The sequence below is a fragment of the Streptomyces xingningensis genome (genome assembly GCF_054957865.1).
In genome coordinates, this window is the sequence record NZ_JBDJPF010000001.1 from 61,326 (window position 1) to 87,395 (window position 26,070).

General features: G+C 72.0%; 26 protein-coding genes. 5 read left to right on the forward strand and 21 right to left on the reverse strand.

What is annotated here, in order from left to right:
* Positions 1-32: 32 nt before the first annotated feature.
* From ABCR83_RS00305 to infC, 10 genes are all read right to left on the reverse strand, one after another.
* Positions 33-563, reverse strand: a complete 531-nt coding sequence (locus ABCR83_RS00305; RefSeq protein ID WP_462692086.1) for an NUDIX hydrolase — start codon at positions 561-563, stop codon at positions 33-35.
* Between the two features lie 58 nt (positions 564-621).
* The gene (locus tag ABCR83_RS00310) at positions 622-1,959 is read right to left on the reverse strand and encodes a tetratricopeptide repeat protein (protein ID WP_462692087.1); all 1,338 of its coding nucleotides are present in this window, start codon (positions 1,957-1,959) and stop codon (positions 622-624) included.
* A gap of 79 nt (positions 1,960-2,038) precedes the next feature.
* Positions 2,039-3,193, reverse strand: a complete 1,155-nt coding sequence (locus ABCR83_RS00315) for a PP2C family protein-serine/threonine phosphatase (protein WP_462692088.1) — start codon at positions 3,191-3,193, stop codon at positions 2,039-2,041.
* Between the two features lie 236 nt (positions 3,194-3,429).
* Positions 3,430-5,967, reverse strand: a complete 2,538-nt coding sequence (gene pheT, locus ABCR83_RS00320; protein ID WP_462692089.1) for a phenylalanine--tRNA ligase subunit beta — start codon at positions 5,965-5,967, stop codon at positions 3,430-3,432.
* Complete coding sequence (gene pheS / locus ABCR83_RS00325; RefSeq protein WP_462692090.1) at positions 5,967-7,088, reverse strand: phenylalanine--tRNA ligase subunit alpha; 1,122 nt, start codon at positions 7,086-7,088, stop codon at positions 5,967-5,969. Before pheS ends, pheT begins: the two co-directional genes overlap by 1 nt.
* Before the next feature lie 168 nt (positions 7,089-7,256).
* Positions 7,257-8,387 (reverse strand): sensor histidine kinase, encoded by a 1,131-nt coding sequence (locus tag ABCR83_RS00330; RefSeq protein WP_462692091.1) that lies wholly within the window; start codon positions 8,385-8,387, stop codon positions 7,257-7,259.
* Positions 8,388-8,424: 37 nt separating this feature from the next.
* Positions 8,425-9,258, reverse strand: a complete 834-nt coding sequence (locus ABCR83_RS00335; RefSeq protein ID WP_462692310.1) for a TrmH family RNA methyltransferase — start codon at positions 9,256-9,258, stop codon at positions 8,425-8,427.
* Between the two features lie 133 nt (positions 9,259-9,391).
* Positions 9,392-9,778, reverse strand: a complete 387-nt coding sequence (gene rplT, locus ABCR83_RS00340) for a 50S ribosomal protein L20 (protein WP_004944290.1) — start codon at positions 9,776-9,778, stop codon at positions 9,392-9,394.
* A 107-nt stretch (positions 9,779-9,885) separates the two neighbouring features.
* On the reverse strand, positions 9,886-10,080 hold the full coding sequence (rpmI, locus tag ABCR83_RS00345; RefSeq protein ID WP_462692092.1) for a 50S ribosomal protein L35: 195 nt from the start codon (positions 10,078-10,080) through the stop codon (positions 9,886-9,888).
* 124 nt (positions 10,081-10,204) lie between these two features.
* On the reverse strand, positions 10,205-10,846 hold the full coding sequence (gene infC / locus ABCR83_RS00350) for a translation initiation factor IF-3 (protein WP_462692093.1): 642 nt from the start codon (positions 10,844-10,846) through the stop codon (positions 10,205-10,207).
* Between the two features lie 364 nt (positions 10,847-11,210).
* On the opposite strand from infC, the gene ABCR83_RS00355 reads away from it, so the two are divergent.
* A complete protein-coding gene (locus tag ABCR83_RS00355; protein ID WP_462692094.1) occupies positions 11,211-11,576 on the forward strand; it encodes a DUF1844 domain-containing protein in 366 nt (121 codons plus the stop codon).
* A gap of 8 nt (positions 11,577-11,584) precedes the next feature.
* Here ABCR83_RS00355 and ABCR83_RS00360 read toward each other — a convergent pair whose 3' ends face one another.
* From ABCR83_RS00360 to ABCR83_RS00375, 4 genes are all read right to left on the reverse strand, one after another.
* Positions 11,585-12,361, reverse strand: coding sequence for an MIP family channel protein (locus tag ABCR83_RS00360; protein ID WP_462692312.1), 777 nt, complete (start codon positions 12,359-12,361; stop codon positions 11,585-11,587).
* A 129-nt stretch (positions 12,362-12,490) separates the two neighbouring features.
* Positions 12,491-13,225: an SseB family protein gene (locus ABCR83_RS00365; RefSeq protein WP_462692095.1), complete on the reverse strand. Its 735-nt coding sequence runs from the start codon at positions 13,223-13,225 to the stop codon at positions 12,491-12,493.
* Between the two features lie 30 nt (positions 13,226-13,255).
* The gene (mycP, locus tag ABCR83_RS00370) at positions 13,256-14,416 is read right to left on the reverse strand and encodes a type VII secretion-associated serine protease mycosin (RefSeq protein WP_462692096.1); all 1,161 of its coding nucleotides are present in this window, start codon (positions 14,414-14,416) and stop codon (positions 13,256-13,258) included.
* Positions 14,413-15,243, reverse strand: coding sequence for a hypothetical protein (locus tag ABCR83_RS00375; RefSeq protein ID WP_462692097.1), 831 nt, complete (start codon positions 15,241-15,243; stop codon positions 14,413-14,415). The genes mycP and ABCR83_RS00375 overlap by 4 nt, the downstream gene beginning before the upstream one ends.
* A gap of 191 nt (positions 15,244-15,434) precedes the next feature.
* On the opposite strand from ABCR83_RS00375, the gene ABCR83_RS00380 reads away from it, so the two are divergent.
* Positions 15,435-16,652 (forward strand): amino acid deaminase/aldolase, encoded by a 1,218-nt coding sequence (locus ABCR83_RS00380; protein ID WP_462692098.1) that lies wholly within the window; start codon positions 15,435-15,437, stop codon positions 16,650-16,652.
* A 169-nt stretch (positions 16,653-16,821) separates the two neighbouring features.
* Positions 16,822-17,235: an ATP-binding protein gene (locus ABCR83_RS00385; RefSeq protein WP_462692099.1), complete on the forward strand. Its 414-nt coding sequence runs from the start codon at positions 16,822-16,824 to the stop codon at positions 17,233-17,235.
* 48 nt (positions 17,236-17,283) lie between these two features.
* On the opposite strand, the gene ABCR83_RS00390 is transcribed toward ABCR83_RS00385, so the two are convergent.
* Together ABCR83_RS00390 and ABCR83_RS00395 are read right to left on the reverse strand one after the other, a co-directional pair.
* Positions 17,284-17,592, reverse strand: a complete 309-nt coding sequence (locus tag ABCR83_RS00390) for an AzlD domain-containing protein (RefSeq protein ID WP_462692100.1) — start codon at positions 17,590-17,592, stop codon at positions 17,284-17,286.
* Complete coding sequence (locus ABCR83_RS00395; protein WP_462692101.1) at positions 17,589-18,290, reverse strand: AzlC family ABC transporter permease; 702 nt, start codon at positions 18,288-18,290, stop codon at positions 17,589-17,591. Before ABCR83_RS00395 ends, ABCR83_RS00390 begins: the two co-directional genes overlap by 4 nt.
* 57 nt (positions 18,291-18,347) lie before the next feature.
* On the opposite strand from ABCR83_RS00395, the gene ABCR83_RS00400 reads away from it, so the two are divergent.
* Positions 18,348-18,980, forward strand: a complete 633-nt coding sequence (locus ABCR83_RS00400; RefSeq protein ID WP_462692102.1) for a CGNR zinc finger domain-containing protein — start codon at positions 18,348-18,350, stop codon at positions 18,978-18,980.
* A gap of 95 nt (positions 18,981-19,075) precedes the next feature.
* Here the strand turns inward: ABCR83_RS00400 and ABCR83_RS00405 are convergent, their stop codons facing one another.
* The 5 genes from ABCR83_RS00405 to ABCR83_RS00425 form a co-directional block, all read right to left on the reverse strand.
* Complete coding sequence (locus tag ABCR83_RS00405; RefSeq protein ID WP_462692103.1) at positions 19,076-19,720, reverse strand: CatB-related O-acetyltransferase; 645 nt, start codon at positions 19,718-19,720, stop codon at positions 19,076-19,078.
* Between the two features lie 343 nt (positions 19,721-20,063).
* Positions 20,064-21,536: an AAA family ATPase gene (locus ABCR83_RS00410; RefSeq protein WP_462692314.1), complete on the reverse strand. Its 1,473-nt coding sequence runs from the start codon at positions 21,534-21,536 to the stop codon at positions 20,064-20,066.
* Positions 21,537-21,695: 159 nt separating this feature from the next.
* The gene (locus ABCR83_RS00415) at positions 21,696-22,481 is read right to left on the reverse strand and encodes a 3-oxoacyl-ACP reductase (RefSeq protein ID WP_462692104.1); all 786 of its coding nucleotides are present in this window, start codon (positions 22,479-22,481) and stop codon (positions 21,696-21,698) included.
* Complete coding sequence (locus tag ABCR83_RS00420; protein ID WP_462692105.1) at positions 22,482-23,858, reverse strand: aldehyde dehydrogenase family protein; 1,377 nt, start codon at positions 23,856-23,858, stop codon at positions 22,482-22,484.
* Between the two features lie 21 nt (positions 23,859-23,879).
* Positions 23,880-25,247: a glutamine synthetase family protein gene (locus ABCR83_RS00425; RefSeq protein WP_462692106.1), complete on the reverse strand. Its 1,368-nt coding sequence runs from the start codon at positions 25,245-25,247 to the stop codon at positions 23,880-23,882.
* Positions 25,248-25,322: 75 nt separating this feature from the next.
* On the opposite strand from ABCR83_RS00425, the gene ABCR83_RS00430 reads away from it, so the two are divergent.
* Entirely contained in the window at positions 25,323-26,027 is a 705-nt protein-coding gene (locus ABCR83_RS00430) for a FadR/GntR family transcriptional regulator (RefSeq protein WP_462692107.1), read from the forward strand.
* Positions 26,028-26,070 lie beyond the last annotated feature (43 nt).

The following is a 26,070-nucleotide window of genomic DNA, read 5'->3' on the forward strand; positions in this document are numbered from 1 at the left end:
GGACCATGTCCGCTTCAGCGGCTGAGCGAGGCTCAGCCGAGCCTGATGTGGTGCAGGAGCAGCAGGGCGGCCGCCATGTTGGCGGCCGGCACCTCGCCGCGGGCGATCATGTCGGGTACCAGCTTGAGCGGCACCCAAGCGCGGCGGTCCGACTCGAAGTCGTCCTCGGGGTCACCGATGTGCTCGGCCTCGTCCGTCCAGTAGATGTGGTGCCGGGCGTCGGTGAGCCCGTTGGAGGGCTCCACGGACATCAGATGCCGCAGCGGGCCGGGCCGCCACCCGGTCTCCTCCTCCATTTCGCGGGCCGCCGCGCGGGCAATGTCCTCGCCGTCCTCGACGACGCCCGCCGCCAGTTCCCAGCCCCAGTTGTCGGTGATGAACCGGTGCCGCCACAGCAGCAGGACCTCATTGGCCGCATTGACCACCGTGGCCACGGCGACGGGCCGCAGCCGGATGAGGAAGTGGTCGAGGTGACGGCCGTCGGGGAGTTGGACGTCCGCGAGGTTGACCCGGAACCACCGGTTCTCGTAGACGGTCGACTCCTTGAGATTCTTCCAACGCACGTGTCTGCCACCTTCCGCCGAGGTGGCCACCTACCCGGGCGCTGTCCTTACATGGCCGTCACAAGGGCACGCGCAACGCCCCGTCGATCATTTCGGCGGCCTCGGCGGTGGCCGCGCACCCGCTTTCGATCAGGTGCTCGCGCACCGCGCGGAGCCGGTCGCGTAAGCGCTGCGACTCCATGCCCCTCGCCTGCTCGGTCATTTCCTGAGCGGTGGCCACCGCCTTGTCCGCGTCTCCCTGACGCAGCTCGATGTGCGTGAGCATGGCGAGCCGGTGGACACGGCCCCGGTCGTGCGCGGGGGTGTCGACGGCCCGGTCCGCGTGCTCACGGGCGGGTCCGAGGTCGCCGAGGCTCAACAGGGCCTCCGCCACCTGTACGTTGACCAGGCCGGGTTGGACATAGCCGGTTTCGGCGGGTTCCTGGCCGCGGTGGATGCGCTCGGCGGCGGACTCGGCCCGGCGGATGCAGGCGAGCGCTCCGGCGCCGTCGCCGAGCCGGGCGTAGGACTTGGCCTGCATGGCGTAGAGGTCGGCGGCCAGTGCCGGGGTGAGGTGTGGGCCCGCGGATCTGAGCGCGGACTCGGCGAAGGCGACGGCCTGGCGGTACTCCCCCATGAACAGCGACTGGTTGACCAGGAGCGCTATCACATAGGCGCCCAGGCCCCGGTCGCCGCTGGCCTTGGCCAGCCGCAGCGCCTGGTGGAAGTAGCGCTGGGCGAGGCCGTGCGCATCGGAGTCGTATGCGCAGATGCCCGCGACGGCGACCAGCCCGCCGGTGGCGCGGTGGAGTTGGCGGCCGGTGGGGTCGGAGTAGCTGCCGCGTAGCAGGGGGGCGGCCTCGGCGTTGAGGAAGCCCACGACGCGGGCCCGGGTGGCGACGCCGCCGGCCTTGCGGTACATCTGCTCGTAGTGGGTGCGGGCGGCGCGCAGCATGTCGATGTCGCCCATGGAGACCCGGGTGAGGCCGCGCCGGGAGACATCGGCGTCCTCGGGCGGGTTCTCCCATTCCCAGACCGGGATCACGGCGTGGGTGCCGGTGACGGCCGGGGCCCGCACGACGTGTTCCCGCTGCTGTTCGTCGGAGCGCCACAGGGCGGTGGCCCGCTCGACGAAGCCGGACAGCGGGGTGCCGGGGGCCCGGGGGGTGCCGGGGGTGCCCAGGCCTATGTCATCGAGGGTCAGGGCGCGGTGCAGGCGCTCGCCGAGGACCTCGCAGATCAGGTCGGGAACCTGTCCGCGCGGCCGTTGGCCCTTCAACCAGCGGGCGACCGCGGTGTGTTCGTAACGCAACGCCAGTCCTCGGGCCCGGCCCGCCGCGTTGATGTGGGCGGCCAGTCCGGCGTGGGAGATTCCCGCCTCGTCCAGGACGGCGTCGAGCAGTGTGTTGGGCTCCATGCCGCACTCCGTTGCGCTCGGTGGACTCAGGGTAGTGGGGAGCTGTTCGCACGGGGTGTGAACCGGCCACGCCCTGGCGTCACTGCTGGGCGCAGGGCAGGGCCAGCGGAGTGGGTTTGCGCTGGCGGTCGTTGCGCAGGGCGAGCAGGGCGAAGTCGTCGGTGAGCAGGCCACGGGTGTGGCGCAGCAGGGCGGCCTTGACCCGCTCGACGAGCATGGCGGGCACGATGGGGGCCTGGCGGGCCGCCTCGGCAAGGGCTGCGGCGAGCGGGAAGAAGGCGCCGGCCGCGTCTCGGGCGTCCTCGGCGCCGTCGGTGTGCAGCACCAGGGCGTCGCCGGGCAGGAGTTGGGTGAGCAGCACGGGAGGGAGCTCGGCGGGCAGCGGGAAGAGCCCGAGCGGGGGCAGTGGGTCGGTGGGGGCCAGGGCCTCGGCCGCAGTGCTGTCGTCAAGGGTCCGGGAGAGCCGGTGCGGCCAGGGGTGGCCGCAGTTGAGGGCCATGACCCGGCCCTCTTCGAGCACTTCCAGCAGCAGTACGGTGGCGAACTCCTCGGATCCGCTCGGCGGGAGGGGCGTGGACAGGGCCCGCTCGTTGAGGTGTCGTTGCAGTGCGCGCTCCAAGCGGCGCAGTACATCGGGGAGTTCGGCCTCGTCGTGGGCGGCCTCGCGGAAGGTGCCGAGCAGTGCGGCGACGGTGGCGATGGCGGGGATGCCGTGGCCGCGTACGTCTCCCATGACGAGGCGCACCCCGTGCGGGGTGGAGAGCGCTTCATAGAGGTCGCCGCCGATCAGGGCCCCTTCGCTGGCCGAGAGGTGGACGCTGGCGAGGGTGATGCCCTCGAGCCGGGGCGGCAGCGGGCGCAGCACGGCCAGTTGGGCGGTGGCCGCGATCTCTCTGAGCCGTTCCAGTTCGCCGAGGATCCGCAGCCCGCGGCCGCTGGTGAGGTAGCTGGCAACGACGACGGTGAGGATGGCGCAGCAGGTGCCGAGCCTGGTGTCGGCTTCGGTGCGGGTGCCCAGTGGCAGGAGCGCGAACAGCGCGCAGGCACCGCCGAGTACCACGCATCGTTTGCGGCCGGTGCCGGCGCAGGCGATGGCGGGTGCGGCGGCGAGCAGCTGGACGAACTGCGTACCGAGGGGGCTCGCGAAGTCCCAGATCACCACGGCGAACACCCAGAGGCCGGGCAGTACGAAAACGAAGGCCCGTCGGCACCACAGAGCTCCGGTACGGATCATTCCCGTCGGTCCCCCTAGCGCAAATGACGCGCATGATTCTCGCGAGCGGTCACCGGTTTGTAAGGGCCCAACCTCCCGATTCCACCCTATTGAGTGATATTCGGAATGTGCTGACGTGACGGCTGGTGACATGCGGGAGGGGCATCCCGGCCATCGGGATGCCCCTCCTGGGTGTGACCCGCGTAACGGACGCGGAGTGTTGTGCAGGGTGTTACGCGGGAGTGTTACGCGAGGTGTTATGCGCCGCGCAGCACCGCGCCGGTGCGCTCGACGGCTTCGCGCACCGCGGCGTCGCGGGCGGCGGAGGCCTCGTCGGCGGTCAGGGTGCGGTCACCGGCGCGGAAGCGCAGGGCGTAGGCCAGCGACTTCTTGCCCTCGCCGAGTTGTTCGCCGGTGAAGACGTCGAACAGGCGGAGGGATTCGAGGAGTTCGCCCGCGCCGGAGCGCAGTGCGGTCTCGACGTCGGCGGCGGCCACCGAGGTGTCGACGACCAGTGCCACGTCCTGGGTGGCCACCGGGAAGGCGGACACCTGCGGGGCCTCGACCGGGCCGGTGCCCGCCCGCTCCAGGCGGTCGAGGTCGATCTCCATGGCGCAGGTGCGCTCCGGGAGGCCGAAGGCCTTGATGACGCGCGGGTGGAGCTCACCGGCGTTGCCGACGAGCACCTCCTCGCCGTCGGTGATGGCGAGGAGTGCGGCGCAGCGGCCGGGATGGAAGGGTGCCTGCTGGTCCTGGCGGACGATCAGCTCGACGCCTGCCGCCCGTGCCACCGTACGGCCCGCCTCGACGGCGTCGGCCCAGGTGGCGGGGCGGCCCTGGCCCCACCAGCCGGTGCGCTCGCGCGCTCCGGCGAGGACTGCAGCGGCGCGGCGCGGCTGGTCGGGCAGCGCGGCGTCCAGTCCGGCGATCTCCTCGTCGGTGGGGCGGCGGTCCACGGGGAGGCGGGCGGCGGGGCGCTCGTCGCCGGTGGGCCGGAAGACCAGGCCGGTCTCGAAGAGGGCGAGGTCGTGCTCGCCGCGGCTGTCGTTGCGGCGCAGCGCGGCGAACAGGCCCGGCAGCAGGGTGGTGCGCAGCGCGGGCTCGGCCTCGGAGAGCGGGTTGGCCAGGCGCACGGTGAGGCGGCGCGGGTCGTCGGTGGCCAGGCCGAGGTGGTCCAGGGCCCAGTCGCCGATGAAGGGGTAGTTGAGGGCCTCGACATATCCGGCGCCGGCCAGCGCCCGGCCGACGCGGCGGTGCAGGCGCTGCCGCTCGGTCAGGCCGCGGCCGGCGGGCGGCTGCGGGAGGGTGGCGGGGAGGTTCTCATAGCCCTCGAGCCGGATGACCTCTTCGGCGAGGTCATTGGGGTCGGTGAGGTCGGGGCGCCAGCTGGGCACGGTGACGATGAGTTCGTCCTGGCCGTAGACGTCGCAGCCGACCTGCTGGAGGCGGCGGACGACGGTCTCGCGGCCGTAGTCCATCCCGGCGACCCGGTCCGGGTGGTCGGCGCGCAGCGCGATGGTGCGGGGGGCGCTGGGGGCGGTGAACTCGGTGACGCCGGCCTCGGGGGTGCCACCGGCCAGCAGCACCAGCAGGTCGACGGTGCGCTGGGCCGCGGCGGAGGCGGCGGCCGGGTCGACGCCGCGCTCGAAGCGCTTGGCCGCCTCGGAGGTGAGCTTGTGGCGGCGGGCGGTGCGGGAGATGGAGACGGCTTCGAAGTGGGCGGCCTCGATGACCACTTCGGTGCTGCCCCGGCCCTCGGTGTGGTCCGCGATCTCGGTGCCGGCTCCGCCCATCACACCGGCGAGCCCGATGGGGCCGCTGTTGTCGGTGATGACGAGGTCCCCGGCGTCCAGGATCCGCTTGGTGCCGTCCAGGGTGGTGAGCTTCTCGCCCTGTTCGGCGCGCCGGACGCCGATGGGTCCGTCGAGGCGGGAGCGGTCGTAGGCGTGCAGTGGCTGGCCGAGTTCGAGCATCACATAGTTGGTGACGTCGACGGCCAGGGAGACCGGGCGCATGCCGGCCTTCTGCAGGCGGCGCTGGAGCCAGATCGGGGAGCGGGCCTCGGGGTCGAGGCCGGTGACGGTGCGGGCGGTGAAGCGGTCGCAGCCGGCCGGGTCGGCGATGTGGACCGGGTGGCCGTGGGCGTTGGGCGCGGGCACGTCCAGCAGGGCCGGGTCGCGCAGCGGCAGGCCGTAGGCGGTGGCGACCTCGCGGGCGATGCCGCGCATGGACATGCAGTAGCCGCGGTCGGGGGTGACGTCGATGTCGAGGACCTCGTCGACGAGTTCGAGCAGCTCGATGGCGTCGGTGCCGGGCTCGTACTCGGGCGGCAGCACGATGATGCCGCCGGTCCCTCCCCCAGACTCCGTCTGGGGGGACCCCCAGTCGCCCATGCCCAGCTCCTCGCCGGAGCAGATCATGCCGTGCGAGACCTTGCCATAGGTCTTGCGGGCGGCGATCGCGAAGTCGCCGGGCAGCACGGCTCCGGGCAGCACCACGACGACCTTGTCGCCGACGGCGAAGTTGCGGGCGCCACAGACGATCTCCTGTGGCGCGCCGGTGCCGTTGGCGGTACCGACGTCGACGGTGCAGAAACGGATCGGCTTGCGGAAGCCCTCCAGCTCCTCGATGGTGAGGACCTTGCCGACGACCAGCGGGCCGGTGAGGTCGCCGCCGAGGTGCTCGACTCGCTCGACCTCGAGGCCGGCCGCGATGAGCTCGGCCTGTACCTCACGGCCGGTGGCACCGGCCGGCAGGTCGACGTATTCCCGCAGCCAGGAAAGCGGGGCGCGCATCAGATCTCCATCCCGAACGGCCGGGTGAAGCGCACGTCACCCTCGCCCATGTCTCGCATGTCCTCGACGTTGTGGCGGAACATCAGCATTCGATCGATGCCGAACCCGAAGGCGAATCCGCTGTACTTCTCCGGGTCGATGCCGGCCGCGACCAGCACCCGCGGGTTGACCGTGCCGCAGCCGCCCAGCTCGATCCAGCCCTCGCTGGAGCAGGTGCGGCAGGGGCGGTCGGGGTTGCCGACCGACTCACCGCGGCAGACATAGCACTGCATGTCCAGCTCGGCGGACGGCTCGGTGAACGGGAAGTAGTGCGGGCGCAGCCGGGTGGTGAGGCCCTCGCCGAACAGCGAGCGGACCATGTGCTCGATGGTGCCCTTGAGGTCGGCCATGGTCAGGCCCTCGTCGACGGCGAGGAGCTCGACCTGGTGGAAGACCGGGGTGTGGGTGGCGTCCAGCTCGTCGGTGCGGTAGACGCGGCCGGGGCAGATCACATAGATGGGGGGCTCGCGGTCGAGCATCGTACGGACCTGCACCGGGGAGGTGTGGGTGCGCAGCACGACCCCGGTCTCGTCCTGGGGCTTCTTGCCCGCGACGAAGAAGGTGTCCTGCAGGGCTCGGGCCGGGTGGTCGGGCTCAAAGTTGAGGGCGTCGAAGTTGAACCACTCCGCCTCGACCTCGGGTCCCTCGGCGACCTCGTAGCCCATGGCGACGAAGACGTCCTCGACGCGCTCGGAGAAGGTGGTCAGCGGGTGGCGGGCACCGGCCGGGACCCGGTCGTAGGGCAGGGTGACGTCCACTGCCTCCTCGACCAGCACCCGGGCGTCGCGCTCCGCCTCCAGCTCGGCCTGGCGGGCGCCGAAGGCCTTGTTCACGGCGCCGCGGGCCATGCCCACGCGCTTGCCCGCCTCGGCCTTGGCCTGCGGCGGCAGGGCGCCGATCTCGCGGTTGGCGAGCGCGAGCGGGGAGCGGTCGCCCAGGTGGGCGGCCTTTGCCTCGCGCAGGGCTGCGAGGTCGGTGGCCGCGGCGAAGGCGGCGAGCGCCTCGTCCCGCCTGCGCTCGATCTCTTCCGGTTTCAGTGCCTCGACCTCAACAGGGTCGTACGACTTATTGGGTGCCGACATCTCTTCCCGTGCTTCCGGTTGGCTGGTTTGGCGTGGCTTGGCTGCGCGCCCGCGCTCGAGTGCTCGGTGCGCCCGACAGCTTTGGTGCCGAAGAGGCTGGTGCCAAAAAGGTGCCAAAGGTCGAGTCTAAGGGGCGCCGGGGGCCGGGTGAGCCCGTGGGGCGGCCCGTCAGCTCTGGGAGAGGAAGGCCGGGGCACCCACGGGCAGGGTAAATCGGAACCGGGCGCCACCGTGGGCGGCCCGCCCCACCGTGACCGTGCCACCGTGCGCCTCGACGATGCCCTTGACGATGTAGAGGCCCAGGCCGGTGCCGCCGCGCTTGCTGCCGCGCCAGAAGCGGGTGAAGACGCGGGTCATCGATTCCTCGGGGATACCGGGGCCCTCATCGCTCACGGTGACCGCCGTCCCCTCCATGCGGGTGTGTGTCAGTGCCGGTGACACCTCCATGGTCACCGTTCCCTCCCCGTGGCGCACCGCATTTTCCAGGAGGTTGCCGAGCACCTGGTCGATCTTGTCCGGATCCGCCCACAGCGGGGGCAGCGGCTCCGCAACCTTGATCACAAACCGGTCGGGCCGCTGCCCGCCGGTGACATGGGCCCGTACGTGCCGGCGTACGGCGGCCGCCATGTCGACGGGCTGGCGGCGCACCTCCAGCCGTCCGGAGTCGATCCGGGAGATGTCGAGCAGCTCGGCGATGAGCCGGGTGACCCGGTCGGCGTCGGCGTCGACGGTCTCCAGCATCAGCCGCTTCTGGTCGTCGGTGAACCGCTCCCACTTGGCCAGCAGCGTGGCGGTGAAGCCCTTGACGGAGGTCAGTGGCGAGCGCAGCTCATGGGCGACGGTGGCGATCAGCTCGGCGTGGCTGCGCTCGGTGCGGCGCCGGGCCTCGGTGCCGCGCAGCTGGACGACCAGCCGCAGCACGGGCCCGTTCGGCCGCTCGCGCACATAGCGGGCGGAGACCAGCACCTCGCGGCCGCCGGGGAGCAGCAGATTGCGCTCGGGCTGGCCGACCCTGGTGGTGAGCCCGCCATAGGGGTCGGTCAGCGCCCACCAATGGCGGCCGTCCAGGTCCTCCAGCGGCAGGGCGCTCTCCAGCGGACGGCCGAGCGCATCCTGCGGGCGCGTCGCGGTGATGCGGGCGGCGGCGGCGTTGAAGCAGGTGACGCGGCCGGTGGCGTCGGCGACGACCAGGCCGTCCGGCAGGTCGTCGGGGTGCAGCCCGCTCGCGGCGGTGTGGTCCTCGGTCGTGCGGTCCTCCACCGTGGCGGCCACGCTCTTCGACGACATGTGCACACTCACACCCGGCACCCCCTTCCGCCCCCGCGGCGACACCCTACTAGCTGGAGGTCACGGAGCGGCACCCGCCGGACGCGCGCTGCGCACGGGCGGACGCGTACAGGCAGACGGCGGCGGCCGTGGCGAGGTTGAGGCTCTCGGCCTTGCCGTGGATCGGGACCCGCACCACCTCGTCCGCGAGCGCCCGGGTCTCCTCCGGCAGGCCCCAGGCCTCGTTGCCGAAGATCCAGGCGGTGGGGCCGCCCATGGTGCCGTGGTCCAGCTCGTCGTCCAGGTCGCGCTCGCCCGCGCCGTCGGCGGCGAGGATCCGTACGCCCGCCTCGGCCAGGCCGTGCACCGCCCGCTCCACGGGGACGCCGACGGCCACCGGCAGGTGGAAGAGCGAACCGACGGAGGCCCGGACCGACTTGGGGTTGTAGAGGTCCACCGAGGCGTCGGTGAGCACCACGGCGTCGGCCCCGGCGGCGTCGGCGCAGCGCAGGACCGTGCCGGCGTTGCCGGGGTCGCGTACATGGGCGAGGACGGCGACCAGGCGGGGACGGGCGGCGAGGATCTCCTCGAACGGCGAGTCGAGGAAGCGGCAGAGTCCGACCAGCCCCTGCGGGGTGACGGTTTCCGACATCTCCGCGATGACCTCGTCGGTGGCGGTCAGCACGGGCACCCCGGCGGCGCGCACGGCGGTCACGATGTCCGCGTGCCGCCCGGCCGCGTCCGGCGTCGCATAGAGCTCGATGAGGTGCTCCACCGCCTCCCGGACGGACTGCGGGCCTTCCGCCAGGAAGCGGCGCTCCTTGGCGCGGAAGTTGCGCTTGGCAAGACGGCGGGCCGCGATGACACGGGGCGATCGCAGGGACGTCAGCTCGGGGGCCGCCATGGGCTCGCTTTCGGTTGCGGGGCGCCCGGCACGAGGCCGGTTGCTCATCGTGGTGGGGTGTTCCGGGGCCGGACACGACCGGACCCGCAGGCCCAAGGCCTGCGGGTCCGGTCGTTGGCCTGCGGCGCCGGGATCAGGCGGCGGCCTTCGGCGCGTTGACGTCGGCCGGCAGCGCCTTCTGGGCCACCTCGACGAGCGCGGCGAACGCGTTCATGTCGTTGACCGCGAGCTCGGCCAGGATCTTGCGGTCCACCTCGATGTTGGCGGCCTTCAGACCCTGGATGAGGCGGTTGTAGGTCATGCCGTTCTGGCGGGCAGCGGCGTTGATGCGCTGGATCCACAGCTGACGGAAGTCGCCCTTGCGCTTCTTGCGGTCGTTGTAGTTGTAGACCAGGGAGTGGGTGACCTGCTCCTTGGCCTTGCGGTACAGACGCGACCGCTGGCCGCGGTAACCGCTGGCCTGCTCGAGGATCGCCCGGCGCTTCTTGTGCGCGTTGACTGCGCGCTTGACGCGTGCCACTTGTTAACTCCTTGTAGCGGGGCCGCGGTTGACTCACACGGCCCGGAAACGATTGGGTCCCGGTTTCCGACGCACACCCCGGGCTCCGAGGAGCGGGGTGCGAAGCGTCACTTGCCGAGAAGCTTCTTGATCTTCTTGGCGTCGCCCGGGGCCATCTCGGCGTTGCCGGTCAGGCGACGCGTCAGACGGGACGACTTGTGCTCGAGGTAGTGGCGCTTGCCGGCGCGCTCGCGCAGGACCTTGCCGGAGCCAGTGACCTTGAAGCGCTTGCTGGCACCACTGTGCGTCTTGTTCTTCGGCATCGCGCCGTATCTCCTCGTCGGTGGCGCCCCCGGCCCGCGGTGCGGGCGCATGGGAGCGTCAGCTGTATCGATTGCTGGCCGGGACCTCACGGACCCGGAGGTGAACCGGGGCCAGGCCCCGGAATCACGCCTCTGCGGCTTCCTCGGTGGCGTCCGCCGCGGCGGGTGCGCCCTGGCGCTCCGCCTTGCGGGCGGCCTGTGCCTCGCGGGCTTCGGCCATCGCCTCGGTCTTCTTCTTGTGCGGACCGAGGACCATGATCATGTTGCGGCCGTCCTGCTTGGGGTTCGACTCGACGAAACCCAGCTCCTGAACGTCTTCCGCGAGCCGCTGCAGCAGTCGGTAGCCCAGCTCGGGCCGGGACTGCTCGCGACCACGGAACATGATCGTGATCTTGACCTTGTCGCCCTGCTTGAGGAACCGGACGACGTGACCCTTCTTGGTGTCGTAGTCGTGCGGGTCGATCTTCGGCCGGAGCTTCATCTCCTTGATGACCGTGTGCGCCTGGTTCTTGCGCGCCTCACGGGCCTTCATGGCCGACTCGTACTTGAACTTCCCGTAGTCCATGAGCTTGCAGACCGGCGGGCGTGCATTTGCCGCCACCTCGACCAGGTCGAGGTCGTACTCCTGCGCAAGCTCCAGGGCCTTGGCAAGCGGCACAATGCCGACCTGCTCGCCGCTGGGACCGACAAGTCGCACCTCGGGAACGCGAATCCGGTCGTTGATGCGGGGCTCGGCGCTGATGGATCCTCCTCGGTAGCACCACACGGCGGCCTGGCAGACTGCCGCGTAACGTCTTTCAGTAAGACCAACCGCGCCGATGCACAAAAAATGCCCCGGACGGGACACAGGCGGGGCTCCATACAAACCGGAACACCGCCACGGTGATCCCGTGGGGCGCTATCGGACGGCTTCCATCGTCCGTACGGAACGATGGGCGCCGCCTGACCGGAGACCTGTCGGCCCGGGGCCGGCGAGGTGGGAGTTCGGAGCCTCCACTTGTGGGCCGGGCACGCGAGTGTCCGGCCGGTCGCAGTCCAGCATAGCAGCGCCCCGGGGTGGTCGCTCCCCGGGAGAGCCCTGGCCATAGGCTGAGGCCACAGTTCCAGTGGAAACCAGCGGAAGAGCGACCATGAGCGACCCCACTCCCGAGACGGCCGGCACCCCGGACTCCAGCGACATCACCCGGGACATCGCGGAGGTGCCCGCCGTCGAGGTGATCACAACGGTCGCGGTGCACCTGATGAGCGCGGCCGCCGTCAACCTCGGCCTCGCCGAGGAGGGCGACCGGCACCAGGACCTGGACGAGGCCCGCAAGCTGATCACCGCACTCGCCGGGCTGGTCACCGCGGGCGCCACCGAGGTCAGCAACTTCCATGCGGGGCCGCTGCGCGACGGCCTGCGCTCGCTCCAACTGGCCTTCCGCGAGGCCTCGCTGGTGCCGGACGAGCCGGGCCAGGGGCCCGGCGAGAAGTTCACCGGGCCGGTCTTCGGCTGAGCGGCGGCTCAGCCGTCGCCGACGTCGTCGTCGCGCCCGGGCTCGTCCCGCAGCTCCTCGTGCCGGTGACCGGGCACCGCGCGCTCGTCCGCGATCAGGACGGGCGCGCCCCGGGGCTGGGTGATCTGGTGCGCCACGGCCGCGAGCGCCCCGCCGATCAGCGGGGCGACGATGAACAGCCACAGCTGGGACAGTGCGCCCCCGGTCGCGAAGAGCGCCGGGCCGATGCTGCGGGCCGGGTTCACCGAGGCGCCGGTCAGCGGGATGCCGACCAGCTCGACCACCACCAGCGCCAGCCCGATGGGGAGCGCTCCAAAACCGACCACGGCGACCTTGTGCGTCACCGCCAGCCAGACGAACACCAGCAGGAAGGTCAGCACGACCTCGGCGAGGAACGCTCCCCCGGTACCGAGGTGCACCGCCGACCGGTCGGCGTAGCCATTGGTGCCGAAGGCACCGTGGGTCTTGAGCCCCGGCACCTGCTTGGCGAGCAGGAGCAGCAGCGCCGCGCCGACGATGGCACCGAGCAGCTGGGCGATCCAGTACTCGATGGCCGTGCGCAGCGCGATCCGGCCCTCCAGCAGGAAGCCGAGGGTCACCGCCGGGTTGAGGTGGCAGCCCGAGACCGGGCCCAGCGCATAGATGAGGGCCACCAGAGTGAAACCGAAGGCGAGGGCGATGCCGAGCGCACCGATGTAGTCGGCCGCGAGGACCGCGGAGCCGACGGCGAAGAAGACCAGCAGCAGGGTGCCGATGAATTCCGCCGCCACGGTCCGTGTCTCCACGGGGTCCAGCTTCCAGGTGTCCAGCTTCACGTCCATGGCGTCCTCCCGGGGAAACTCGTGGACTGTCCTCGCATTGTCGGACGGTCCACTCCCGGGCGCCTGTCGGAGATCAGCCGCCGCGACGGCCGCTCAGCGGCGCAGCAGCGGCTCCTCGGGCAGCTCCACCCCCGGATTGAGCAGGGCCAGGTCCAGGCCCCGCACCAGCCGGGTGCGCAGCACCTCGTCGGTGGCCAGCACCTTGACCACCCGCTCGACGATCGGGGGCGGGAAGGCGCCCTCGGCGAGGCCGAGGGTCAGCGTCCCGTCGACGTCCTCGCCCGGGGTGAGATAGGCGCGCACGACGTCCGGCTCGGCCGCCAGCGCCTCGCGCAGCACCGTGGTGACGGCCGGGTCGGCCAGCGGATCGGCGCTGGTGCGGCCCTCGGCCACCGCCAGCAGCGCCGGGCCGGTCAGCGAGTAGGCCACCGGACCGGCGAGGTCGAGGACGATGGTGTCGGCCTTCTCGTGCGCGGCCGCCTGCAGCGCCTGGTGCAGGGGCACGGCCACCGGCCGGGCGTCCGCGCGCCAGCGCGCCAGCGACCCCACCGAGGTGAAGGCGGGCAACGCCCGGCGGCCGTCCGGCGCCTGGAGGGTGGGGACGGCCATGTCGCTGGTCTTCTCCCGCTTGAGACCGTCCGGTCCCTCCTCCGCCTCGCCGAGCACGGCCACCACGGGAACCAGCAGCCGCGCACCGGGCAGGGCCGCCAGCACCTGTGGCTCGGCGGACCGGTCGGCGGACCAGGCGGCCAGCGCCTCGGTCAGCGCGGGGTCGGCGGAGCCGTCGTCGTCGGAGAATCCCGGATCGGGGATGTTCTTGAGCGCCACCCGCCGAGCGTATCCAGGCCGGCCGCTCCGCTACGACCAGGGGTCGCGCCGCCGCCCGCCCCGCCACAGCACCACCGCGGTCACCAGCAGCACCGCCCCCGCCGCGCCGAGGGCGAGCGACACCGGGCCGGGACGCCGGCCGTCCGGGCGGGCGGGGACGGGACGGGGCCCGCCACCGAAAAACCGCGGGGCGGACGGCTGCGCCCCGGGCGCCGCCTGGAAAGCACGGGCCCGGGCGATGGCCGCCGCCGGATCGACCAGGCCCGCGCCCAGCGCATCGCTGCGCCCGCCGACCGGGGCGTCCTGCGCGGTCTCGGCCAGCAGCCGGCGCACCCGGTCCGGCCCCAGGCCGGGATACGCGGAGCGGACGAGCGCGGCGGCCCCCGAGACGAACGCGGCCGCGGCGCTGGTGCCCCAGCCCTCGTAGTAGCGCCGGTCGGGGTCGGCGATGACCACATCGACCCCGGGCGCGCTGACGGCGGCGTACCAGCGGCGGGTGGAGAACGGCGCCCGCTCGCCATAGCGGTCGACGGCGGTCACCGCGAGCACGCCCGGGTAGGCGGCCGGATAGGAGGCGCGGTCGCCGTGCTCGCCGCCATTGCCCGCCGACGCCACCACCACGGCGCCCTTGTCCAGCGCATAGCGCACGGCGGCGTCCTCGCCCGGGTCCGGGTGCGCGGTGTCGCTGTCGTCCCCCAGCGACAGGTTGATCACATCGGCACCGTGGTCGGCGGCCCAGCGGATGCCCTCCGCCAGCGCGCCGCCGCGCGCCCCGCGCGCCTTGGGCCGTGAGGGGTCGGCCTCCTCCAGGATCACCCGCACCGGCAGGATCCTCGCCTCCGGCGCCACCCCCACCACCCCGTCCGTGTCGCCCGTGCCATGCCCTCGCCCCGCGATGATCCCGGCCATCGCGGTCCCGTGCCGCGCCCAGGCCCGCTCCCCGCGCCCGGCACCGAACCCGACGAGGTCCTTGCCCGGCAGAACCCGCCCCCGCAGATCGGGATGGTCCGTGTCCACCCCGGTGTCGAGCACCGCGACCGTCACCCCCGCTCCCCTGGTCGTCCGCCAGGCCTCCTCGATGTGCAGGGCGTCAAGTCCCCACTCCTGGGCCCTTATCGCATCGGCCCGCGCAGGCGCGGTGCCGACCGCGGCGAAGGCCACGGCGAGCGCCAGCAGCCGCACCCGCTTCACCGGCGCGCCTCCCGCCCCGGCTCGCGGGCCGCCGCCCGGTAGCCGCGCTCGATCCGTTCGGCGAGCGCCGTCGCGTCATGGCCGAGCCCCGCCTGTGCCGCGGCGGTCGTCGCACCGGGGCTGACCGCCTGTGCGGCGGGCTGCGGCGGAGTGCCGGTACGGGCGTCGGCGAACCCGGTCACGGCGTACACCACCACGGGAACGTCCGTCAGCACGCCGACCCGCCAACTGGCGCGCTGCGCATCGCCGAAACGCTCGGCGACGGTGCCCCGGGGAGCGTACGGGCGGGGCATCAGATCGCTGCGTTCGCCGAGCCGTTGGCCGTCGAACCGCTTGCGCAGCGCGCGCATGCCGCTCTCCTCGGTGTCCGTGATGAGCAGGCCGACCGTGGTGACGCTGGTCGACGTGGCATCGGTGTAGGTGGCCCGCAGCAGGCGCTTGCAGCCCACCGGGGCCAGCGCCCTGGCCAGCGGCGGGTCGAGGGCGCCTGCACAGCCGCCGTCGGGAGCCACGCCGAGCCGCGCCCAGTCGCGGGCCGCGCCGCCGGGGCCCGCGTCGGCGGAGTGCACGGTGCGGGGGAAGAGCTCGTCCACGGGTATGTTCTGCCAGAGCGTGCCGCCGCGCTCGTAGGAGGCCTCGGCGGCCGTCGGTTCCGGCGGCCTGGTGAGCCAACTCCCGGCCGCCGCCCCACCAATGAGGCCCGCCCCGAGCACCGCGCACACCACGGCGGCGGCCCGGCGGCCGCCCCGGGCCGGTGGTCCCGTCAGCGGCGCGTGACCGGGAGGCGGGGGCACAAACACCGGCACCTGGTCCGCTTCGGCGCTCACCCTGCGCTCCCCCTCGCAAGCTCGCCGTACCGCCCGATCGCCTTTCGGGGCAGGCCGGTTCGTATCCGGACATCCCGCCACGGGGTTGTGATCCACGGCAGGTACGCCACTTTACGGGCCGGACCGCCGCCAGGCCATTCGCCCGGCCCACTCCTCTACCCACCGGTAATTCGCTCTGGCAAGCTGCGCGCATGTCGCCCGCGATAGCACATGCCGTCGGCCCCGTCATGGACCGGGCCCGCTACGACCGGGCCACCGCCCATCTCGACGCCCCACTGGCGGTGGTCGACCTCCAGGCATTTGACGCCAATGCCGCCGATCTGGTGCGGCGGGCACGGGGCAAGCCGGTGCGGGTGGCGACCAAGTCCCTGCGCTGCCGGGCGCTGTTGGAGCGGGTGCTGGCGCGGGACGGATTCGCGGGAGTGATGAGTCATACGCTCGCCGAGTCCCGGTGGCTGGCCCGGTCCGGGATCGACGACATCCTGCTGGCCTATCCCTCGGCCGACCGGGCGGGGTTCGCCGAACTGACCTCGGACCCGGCCCTGGCCCGGGCGGTCACCGTGCTGATCGACGACCCGGCCCAGCTGACCCTGATCGATTCGGCCCGGACGGGGCGCGAACGGGTCAGGGTCTGCCTGGAGTTGGACACCTCGCTGCGCCTGCTCGGCGGCCGGATCCGCATCGGCGCCCTGCGCTCACCACTGCACGACCCCGGCCGGCTGGCGGAACTCGCCCGCGCCATCGACCGCCGTCCCGGCTTCCGGCTGGTCGGGCTGATGGCCTACGAGGCGCATATCGCCGGGGTCGGTGACACGGTGGCCGGACGCCCGGTCACCTCCCGTGCGATCCGGCTGCTGCAGACCGTCTCCCGGCACCAACTGGCCGTGCGGCGCGCCGAGGCGGTGCGTGCCGTACGGGCCGTGGCGGAGCTGGAGTTCGTCAACGGCGGTGGTACGGGCAGCGTGCAGCACACCGCCGCCGAGCCGGCGGTCACCGAGGTCGCCGCCGGGTCGGGGCTGTATGTTCCGCACCTGTTCGACCACTACTCCGCGTTCCGGGGCCGCCCGGCGGCCCTGTTCGCCCTGCCGGTCGTCCGCCGCCCCGGCATCGGAGTGGTCACCGTCCTGGGCGGCGGCTACCCCGCCTCCGGCCCGGCGGGCCCGGACCGGCTCCCGGTGCCCTGCCTCCCGGAGGGACTGCGCCTGGCCCGGCGGGAGGGCGCGGGCGAGGTGCAGACCCCGCTGCTGGGCACCCCGGCGGACGACCTGCTGATCGGCGACAAGGTGTGGTTCCGCCACGCCAAGGCGGGCGAGCTGGGCGAACGCTTCGCGGAGCTGCATCTGATCGACGACGACCGGCTGGTGGGGACGGTCCCGACCTACCGGGGCGAGGGGCATACGTTCCTGTAGACCGCTCGCCCCGGCAGAACACGGCCAAGGGTCAACCCCGGGAATATCGCACACAACGGGCAATGCGCCCCATACGTGTCCGGCGAACGCGCCGGTCGTTTTACGTCGAGGAGCCCGTCTCCGGATCTCCATCTCCACATCCCTGACTCCACACCCCGAAGGAGCCTTGATGCGACGAGTCCTGACGGCAGTCACCATGGCCGCGGCCGCCATGTCCCTGGGGTCGGCCTCCGCCGCCCAGGCCGCCCCCCTGCCCAAGCTCACGGACCTGACCGGGCTGGCCGCCATCGACGCCGGCGGCCTGGGCGACACGGTGGACACGGCCGCGGAGCGGTCGACCCGGACGGTGGGCGAGACCGGGGGCAACGCGCTGCGCAGGGTGGTGCCCGCGGCAGGCCGGACGGGCGGTACGGCGGTGCGGAAGACCACCTCCGCGGTGCGGCGGGCGACGGGCGACACCACCGGCTCGGCCCGCGAGATCCTGGGCGAGACGGCCAGGGCCGCCGGGCCCGATGTGCTGCCCCCACCGGGCCTCCCCGCCGCGGGCCGGCTTCCGGCCAGGGGCCTGTCCGGCCTGGGTTGATGCCCACCGGGGCCCGGCTGCGGCGCGCAGGCAGCCGGGCCTCGGCACTCAGCCGGCCAACAGCCGCAGCAGCGCGGTCACCACGACCGCGCCCAGGAGCGCCACCAGCAGCGGGGCCCGGAGCAGTCGCAGTGCGAGCACGGCGGCGAGCCCGGCGGGCAGGGCGGGGTCGACGGCGCTCCAGCCGGGCCCGGCGATGTCCACCACGATGAACCCGGCGAGCAGTGCCGGGGCGAGGAGCGCGATCACCGACCGGACGCGTGGCGGCAGTTCGCGGCCGCCCAGGGCCGCGGGGCCGGCGGCCTTGAAGGTGAAGCTGAGCAGGGCGACGGCGGCTATCGCGAACCAGAGGGTCATGCCTCGGCCTTTCCGGCGCAGGCGACAAGCGCCGCCATCGCCGCACCGACCAGGGCCGGGCCGCTGGGCAGGACGAAGATCAGGCTCGCCGCGATCGCCCCACCGAGCAGGGCGGGCAGCCGGTGTGTACGAGCCCTGCGCACCTCGTCGAACAGGAGCGCGGCGAACAGCGCCGGGGTGAGCACATCGAGGCCGAGCGAGCGCAGCAGCCCCGGATCCGGGGCCAGGAAGACGCCCACCGCGGTGCCGGCCACCCACGCGGGCCACTGGATCAGGGTCGCCCCGAAGAGTACATACCGGTCGAACCGCCCATCGCCGAGATGCGCGGCGGCCCAGGAGGCGTCCACCACCGCCTGGCCCTCCAGGGCCCGGCGCAGCCGGCCGCCGCGCAGGTCACCGGCGACGGCGATGCCCATCGGAAGAAAGCGGCTGTTGATCAGTGCGGCCGCCGTGACGGCCGCGGCCGGACCGCCACCGGCACCCAGGGTGCCGACCAGGGCGAACTGCGCCGATCCGGAGAAGACCAGCAATGAGCAGAGCACCGGGGCGAGTTGGCCCCAGCCCTGCGTCCGGGTGATCGCGCCGAAGCTGATGGCCAGCAGGAACGAGGCCGCGGCCAGACCGGACCCGATCCTGAGACCGGCGAGGAAACGCTCGCGCGGCACAGCATCGGCCCGCACCGTCGGTGATCTCTCCATATCCGAGAGGCTAACACCCATAAGCGCTTTTGGGCATTAGTTCCGTACCATGGCACCGTGACCGATGAGTCGAACAAAGCCGGGGTATCGCTGGTGGGCGGGCATCCGGTGCTGGATTTCGCCAACACCACGGCCTGGCGCACGGACCCGGCCCGCCGCATCGAGCGGGTGTCCGGCGCGGCGGGCTGGCTGCGCTGGGCAGTCGCCGCCGGACTGCTCACCCCGCACCAGTGCGCGGCCCTGCGGCGGTCCACGGCGGCGGCCGAACCCGGCCTCGTGCAAGGCGAACTCGCCGCTCTCGAGGAGCTGCGCACGGCGCTGTGCGCCATCCTGGACGCCCTGGTAGACAATGAGCCACCGCCGTCCGGCGCTTGGCGGGCCTTCGCCCGGGCCATCCTGCTGGCGCGCGAGAACGCCCGGCTCCCGCCCGCCTTCCCGCTGCGCTGGCAGCCCGGCACGGCCCGGCTCTGCGACCTCGGTCACACACTCGCCCTGCAGGCGGAGGAGCTGCTGGCGGGAGCCTCCACATCGCGCATCCGCCGCTGCGAGGGAAGCGGCTGCGGCTGGTTCTTCCTCGACCGCAGCCGCAGCGGCTCCCGCCGCTGGTGCAGCTCCGGCGACTGCGGCAACCGCGCCCGCGCCCGCCGCCACTACGCGCGCACCCGCGGGGTCACCGGGCAGGGAAACTGAGGCACCGCTTCCGGCGTGCGCCGATCGCGGAGTCGATCGGGCCAAACGCCGGTGGCGTCGTACGCCAAGTCCCGTACGACGCCACCGGAATGCGGTCACCCGCGCGGTGCGATCTCCGCCAACTCATCAACCGTGCCGGACATGATGACCCGAACATGCTCCGTGATGTGCTCCGCCGGCCAGTCCCACCACGCCAGTTCCAGAAGGCGGGCGATATCGGCGTCGCTGTAGCGGGTACGAATCAGCTTGGCCGGGTTGCCGCCGACGATGCCGTAGTCGGGGACGTCGTCGACGACCACCGCACCGGAGGCGATGATCGCGCCGTGTCCGATACGGACACCGGGCATCACCATGGTGTTGTAGCCGAACCAGACATCGTTGCCGACGACGGTGTCGCCCCGACCGGGCAGACCGCCGAGCAGGTCGAAATGCTCGGCCCAGGAGCCGCCCATGATGGGGAAGGGGAAGGTGGACGGGCCGTCCATACGGTGGTTGGCGCCGTTCATGATGAACCGGACCCCGGTCCCGAGCGCGCAGAATTTGCCGATGACCAGCCTCTCCGGCCCGTAGTGGTAGAGCACGTTGCGGGTCTCGAACGCGGTCGGGTCGTCCGGGTCGTCGTAGTACGAGTACTCCCCCGCCTCGATGAGTTCGGAGGTCACCAGCGGTTTCAGCAGCACCACGCGTGGCTGGTCGGGAAACGGGTGCAGGGCCGTCGGGTCGGCGGGAATACGGGTCATGGCAGCACTTTCGGCGATTGCGGGCAACAGTCGGTCTCGCATGGCCCCCTGAGGAGAATCCGGGGAGGATGAGCACGGCTTCAACTCCTCCAGGTAGGCCGCGAGACCACCGACCATAATGCGCCCTACTGTTATGAATCGAGCAATCCGGGCGACGCAACCTGAACCGCTCCGACCACAGACTCCAGGCGGTCGACGTAGGCGAACCTCGGTGCGGCTCCGGCGACTGCGGCAACCGCGCCCGCGCCAGCCGCCACTGCGCGCGCACCCGCGGGTTACCGGACGGGGGGCCTGAGGCTCCGGATGCCACTGCCGGGTGGCCGCCTGCCAGGACCGGCAGGGATCACTCTTGGCCGTACAAGGCAGCCAGATGGACCAGTTGGACATCGGAAGAGCCCTCGGCGGCCGCACGGGCCTTGTCATTGAAGCCTGCTCCGCTGAAGCAGATCAGCCGGGTTCGGGCGGTGTCGTAGCGTCCGGCCCGGGAAATCAACTCGCGGATGTGCCAGAGACGTTCGATGTGGGCGATGCCGATGGTGTCGTTCCACTTGGCTTCACCGATGGCGAGCAAGGGCGGCTTGGCGCCGTCGGCGATGCCGACGACGGCGACGTCGACCTCATGGCCGGTATGCGCCCGGGAGTCGTGGACGATGCCGTGTCCGACGCGGGCGGGCAGGCCGCCGATCAGGTCGGGGTCGGCGTGGTGCAGGGCCCAGTCGCGGCAGACCTGCTCGAAGTGCGGGCCCAGGATATTGCTGACGAAGCGGCGGCGGCTCGCTTGCCAGACCCGGGCGGCGCTGCCGGGGCGCTCCAACTGGTCCCAGACCGGGCGCATGATGGCGTGATAGAAGCCGATCAGCGGTTCGGCGATGCGGTAGGTGGGCCGGTTGTCCCGGAAGGCATCCGCATCCCGGTGCAAGAGTCCGGCGTCCTCGAGGACGTTGATGGGGTGCGCGATATCAGTGGCCTTGCGTTCCAGGTAACCGGCCATGCCTCCGCGAGTGGCGTTGCCATCGGCGACGGCGGCGAGAACGGACAGATACAGTGCCGTGTCCCGCAGGTCGGGCTCCTCGGCCAACAGGTAACGAGCCTCACGGAAGAGCGGGGTTTCCGGATTGAGGACCGTACGAATCACCCAGTCGTCGAAGTCCTCCGGCCCTGCGGGGCTGTCGCCGCGCGCGAACTCCCGGCGGTAGGCGGGGGTGCCGCCGACGATCGCATTGACCTGCAGGGCCAGCCGGGGATCGGTGATGTTCCAGAACTCGGCGGCCAGACGGTGGTCGAGTGGGCGAACAACCAGCTCAAGCCCGGACCGGCCGCGCAGCGGGGCATTGCCGGACAGCAACCGCCCCATGAAGGACAAGGCCGACCCGCAGAGCAGCAGTCGGGTACGGGACCGGGTCCGCTGCTCACGCAAGGGACGCAGTGCCTCCTGGATGATCGACGGCAGTTCCGGATCGGCCTTGGCGAGGTAGGGGAACTCGTCGATCACCACGGGAACAGGCCGCTCGGAGCCGAGGGCGAGGAGCGCATCCACCGCCTCCGACCAGTTGGCAAAGTGATAGGGGCTCGCGGGGCGGACATGGTCCGTGAGTGAGGAGCTGATCCGGCGCAGGGACTCGGCACCGGTGGCCTCGGTGGCTCCGAAATAGAACCCTCCCGCAGCACGACAGGCCGCAGCGAGCAGGAAGGTCTTGCCCTGGCGGCGCCGCCCGGAGACGACGCCGAGGGTCGCGCCCGGCTGGTCATCGGCGATGAACCGGCCCAGGGCCGACCACTCGTGGTCGCGGTCGAACATCTCTGCGGGCTTGTCCACGGTGGCCGCTCCGGTCCCGAGAAAGTAGGGGTACGTTTCCATAAAGCGTACTCCTGCTTTCAGGCGATCACCTTTAATGGCAGGAAGCAGCAGACACCGGGACCGGCGCGGAGGTGCGCCGGTCCCGGCGTCGATCACGAACCCTGCAGCGGGGCGGCCCTACAGCGGGGTGACATACGCCCCCGAGATGCCCCCGTCGACCAGGAACTCGGCGGCGTTGACGAACGACGCGTCATCGCTGGCGAGGAAGGCGACGGCGGCGGCGATCTCCTCCGCCTCGGCGAACCGGCCCACCGGGACATGGACGAGCCGGCGTGCGGCCCGCTCCGGGTCCTTGGCGAACAGTTCCTTGAGGAGCGGGGTGTTGACCGGGCCCGGGCACAGCGCATTGACCCGGATGCCCTCGCGGGCAAACTGCACGCCCAGTTCGCGGGACATCGCCAGTACACCGCCCTTGGAGGCGGTGTAGCTGATCTGGGAGGTGGCGGAGCCCAGGACGGCCACAAAGGAGGCCGTGTTGATGATGGATCCCTTGCCCTGGCGCTGCATATAGGGAAGCGCCGCCTTGCAGCACAGGTACACCGAGGTGAGGTTGACGTCCTGGACGCGCTTCCAGGCGTCGAGACCGGTGGTGAGGATGGAGTCGTCCTCGGGCGGGGAGATGCCCGCGTTGTTGAAGGCGATGTCGACCGAGCCATGGGTGTCGAAGGCGGCCTTGAAGAGGGCCTCGACCTGTTCGGCGTTGGTGACGTCGGTGCGGACGAAGAGGCCGCCGACCTCCTCGGCGGCGGCCTTGCCCGCCTTCTCGTCGATGTCGGCACAGACGACATGGGCGCCCTCGGAGGCGAGCCGCCGGGCAGTGGCCAGGCCGATGCCGCCGCCGGCTCCGGTGATGACGGCGGTACGGCCGGTGAGCCGGCGGCAGACTGGGGTCTGGTCGGTCATTCAACGCTCCTCGGTGCTGATGAAGACGTTCTTGGTCTCGGTGCAGGCGGTCAGCGCGTCGGGGCCCAACTCCCGCCCCAGGCCTGACTGTTTGAAGCCGCCGAACGGCGTCCAGTAGCGGACGCTGCTGTGCGAGTTGACGGAGAGGTTGCCCGCCGCGACGGCCCGGGACATGCGCAGGGCGCGGGAGATGTCGCGGGTCCAGATCGAGCCGGCCAGGCCGTGCTCGGTGGCATTGGCGATCCGTACCGCCTCGTCCTCGTCCTCGAAGGGGATGACGACGGCGACCGGGCCGAAGATCTCCTCCTGGGCGGCGCGGTCGTCCGGGGAGCCCTCGAGGACGGTGGCGGGGTACCAGAACCCCTTGCCGGCCGGGGCCGCGCCGCGGATCGCGGCGGGGGCCGTCTCCGGGACGTAGGACCGTACCCGCTCCCGCTGCGCGGCGGAGATCAGCGGGCCCATCTGGGTGGCCGGGTCGCCGGGGTCGCCGACGGTGACGGCCCGGACGGCGGGCTCCAGGAGCTCCAGGAAGCGGTCGTAGACGCCGCGTTGGACCAGGATGCGGCTGCGGGCGCAGCAGTCCTGGCCGGTGTTGTCCAGGAACGACCCGGGTGCGGTGGCCGCGGCGCGCTCGAGGTCGGCGTCGGCGAAGACGATGTTGGGGCTCTTGCCGCCGAGTTCCAGGGTCACGCGTTTCACCCGGGCCGCGCACTTGGCCATGATCTGCTTGCCGACGGCGGTGGACCCGGTGAAGACGATCTTGGCGACGCCGGGGTGCTCGACCAGGGCGTTGCCCGCGACCGGTCCGGTGCCGGGGAGGACTTGCAGGAGTCCTTCCGGAAGGCCTGCCTCCAGGGCGAGTTCGGCCAGTCGCCGTGCGGTGAGCGGGGTGGTCTCGGCGGGTTTGACGAGGACGGCGTTGCCGGCGGCGAGCGCGGGGGCGAAGCCCCAGGCGGCGACGGGCATCGGGAAGTTCCACGGGACGATCACGGCGATGACGCCGAGCGGCTCATGGAAGGTGACGTCCAGGCCGCCGGCCACCGGGATCTGCCGGCCGCTCAGCCGTTCCACTCCCCCGGCGCAATAGTCCAGCAGGTCACGGGCGTTGCCCGCCTCCCAGCGGGCATTGCCGATGGGGTGGCCTGCCTCGCGGACCTCGAGCGCGGCGAGTTCTTCCAGGTGGTCGTCGACGGTGGCGGCGAAGCGCCGCAGCAGGCGGGCCCGGTCGCCGGGGGGCAGGGCGGCCCAGGCCGCCTGCGCGGCGGAGGCCTTCCGGACGGCGGTGTCGACGTCCGCCGGGGTGGCGGCGGGGACGGTGGCGATGACCTCTTCGGTCGCCGGGTTGAGGATTTCGAGGAGGCCGGGGTTCTCGTGCACAGCGAAGCATCCTTACCTGCGTTACATGCGCTCAAAGGAGCGGAACCGCTCCCAGTCCGTCACGGCGGTGTCATACGCCTCCTGCTCGACCCGCGCCATGTTGAGGTAGTGCTCGACCACCTCGTCGCCGAAGGCGGCGCGCGCCAGTGAGCTGTTCTCCCACAGCCGCGCGGCCTCGCGCAGGGTGGCGGGCACATGCTCGGCGTCACCGGCGTAGGCGTTGCCGGTGCAGGCCTCGGGCAGCTCCAACTCCTTCTCTATGCCGTGGAGTCCGGCGGCGACCATGCCCGCGACGGCCAGGTAGGGGTTGACATCGCCGCCGGGCAGCCGGTTCTCGAAGCGGTGCGAGTGACCGCGGCCCACGACGCGCAGCGCACAGGTGCGGTTGTCCGGTCCCCAGGCGACGGCGGTGGGGGCGAAGGAGCCGGGGCGGAAGCGCTTATAGGAGTTGATGTTGGGGGCGTAGAGAAGAGTGAACTCCCGCAGGGCGGCGAGCTGTCCGGCCAGGAAGTGCCGCATGGTCTTGGACATGCCGTACGGGCCGCCGTCATCGGCCAGCACCGGGCGCCCCGCCTCGTCGCGCAGCGAGAGGTGGATATGACAGGAGTTGCCCTCGCGCTCGTCGTACTTGGCCATGAAGGTGAGTGCCATGCCCTCCTGGGCAGCGATCTCCTTGGCGCCGGTCTTGTAAACGGCGTGCTGGTCGCAGGTGGTGAGCGCCTCGGCATAGCGGAAGGCGATCTCGTGCTGGCCCAGGTTGCACTCGCCCTTGGCGGACTCGACGGTCATCCCGGCGGCGCCCATCTCATTGCGGATGCGGCGCAGCAGGGGCTCGACGCGGCCGGTGCCCAGGACGGAGTAGTCCACGTTGTACTGGTTGGCGGGGGTGAGGCCGCGATAGGCGCCGGTCCAGGCCTGCTCATAGGTGTCTTTGAAGACCATGAACTCCAGCTCGGTGCCCGCATGGGCGCTCCAGCCGTGCTCGGCGAGCCGGTCGAGCTGGCGGCGCAGGATCTGGCGCGGTGAGGCGAGGACGGGTGAGCCGTCGTGCCAGGCGAGGTCGGCGGTCATCAGGGCGGTGCCGGGGTTCCAGGGGGTGCGGCGCAGGGTGGCGAGGTCGCCGTGCATGGCGAAGTCGCCGTAGCCGCGCTCCCAGGAGGACATGGCGTAGCCGTCGACGGTGTTCATCTCGGTGTCCACGGCGAGCAGGTAGTTGCAGCCCTCGGTGCCGTGGTCCAGGACGTCGTCGAGGAAGAACCGGGCGGCGAACCGCTTTCCCTGGAGCCGCCCTTGCATGTCGGTGAAGGCGAGGACGACGGTGTCGATCTCCCCGGTGTCGACGAGCCGGCGGAGCTCGTCGACGGTGAGCGGGGGCGTGCGGTCTGCCACGGGAAGTGCCTCCCTGTTGGTGCGGCCGGAGGTCTTAAGGTATTCCGGTAGACCATTGATTGGGAAGGGTTTCCGATGAACGGGAGTGCGGTGGACCGGCTGTCGCCGGTGCTGCGACCGGTCCGGGCGGGCAATGGCTTCGAAGAGGCCCTGGAGCGGATACTCCAGATCATACGGCTCGGCCTGGTGGCCGACGGCGAACGGCTGCCCGCCGAACGTGAGTTGGCGGAGCGGCTGCGGATCAGCCGGGTGACCCTGCGTGAGGTGCTGAAGGTGCTCCAGGAACAGGGCCTGGTGGAGAGCCGGCGGGGCAGGTACGGAGGGACGTTCGTCCGCTCCCATACGGCCGCGGCGGACATCCCGGATCCGGTGGACGTCGAGGACACCCTGCGCTTTCGCGAGGTGCTGGAGGTGGGTGCGGCGGAGCTGTGCGCGGCGCACGAACTGACGGACGAACAGTCCGGGTTGCTGCGCGACGCCCTGGCGGCGACCCAGGACGCGCCGGCGGCGGACTACCGCCGCCGGGACACCATGCTGCACCTGGCACTGGCCGAGCTGTCCGGGTCGCCCTCGCTGGCCGCGCAGTACGCCGCCGTCCGGGCCTCGGTCAATGAACTCCTGGACCGCATCCCGCTGCTGGTGCGCAACCTCGAGCACTCCCAGCGGCAGCACACCGCGCTGGTGGAGGCGGTGCTGGACGGAGACACCGACGGGGCGCGCGAGATGATGCGCGAGCACTGCGCGGGCACCGCGGCGCTGCTGCGGGGGTTCCTCGGATGAGCAAGGGGTATGCGGCGGGCGGGGGTTGCACGGTGATCTCCGG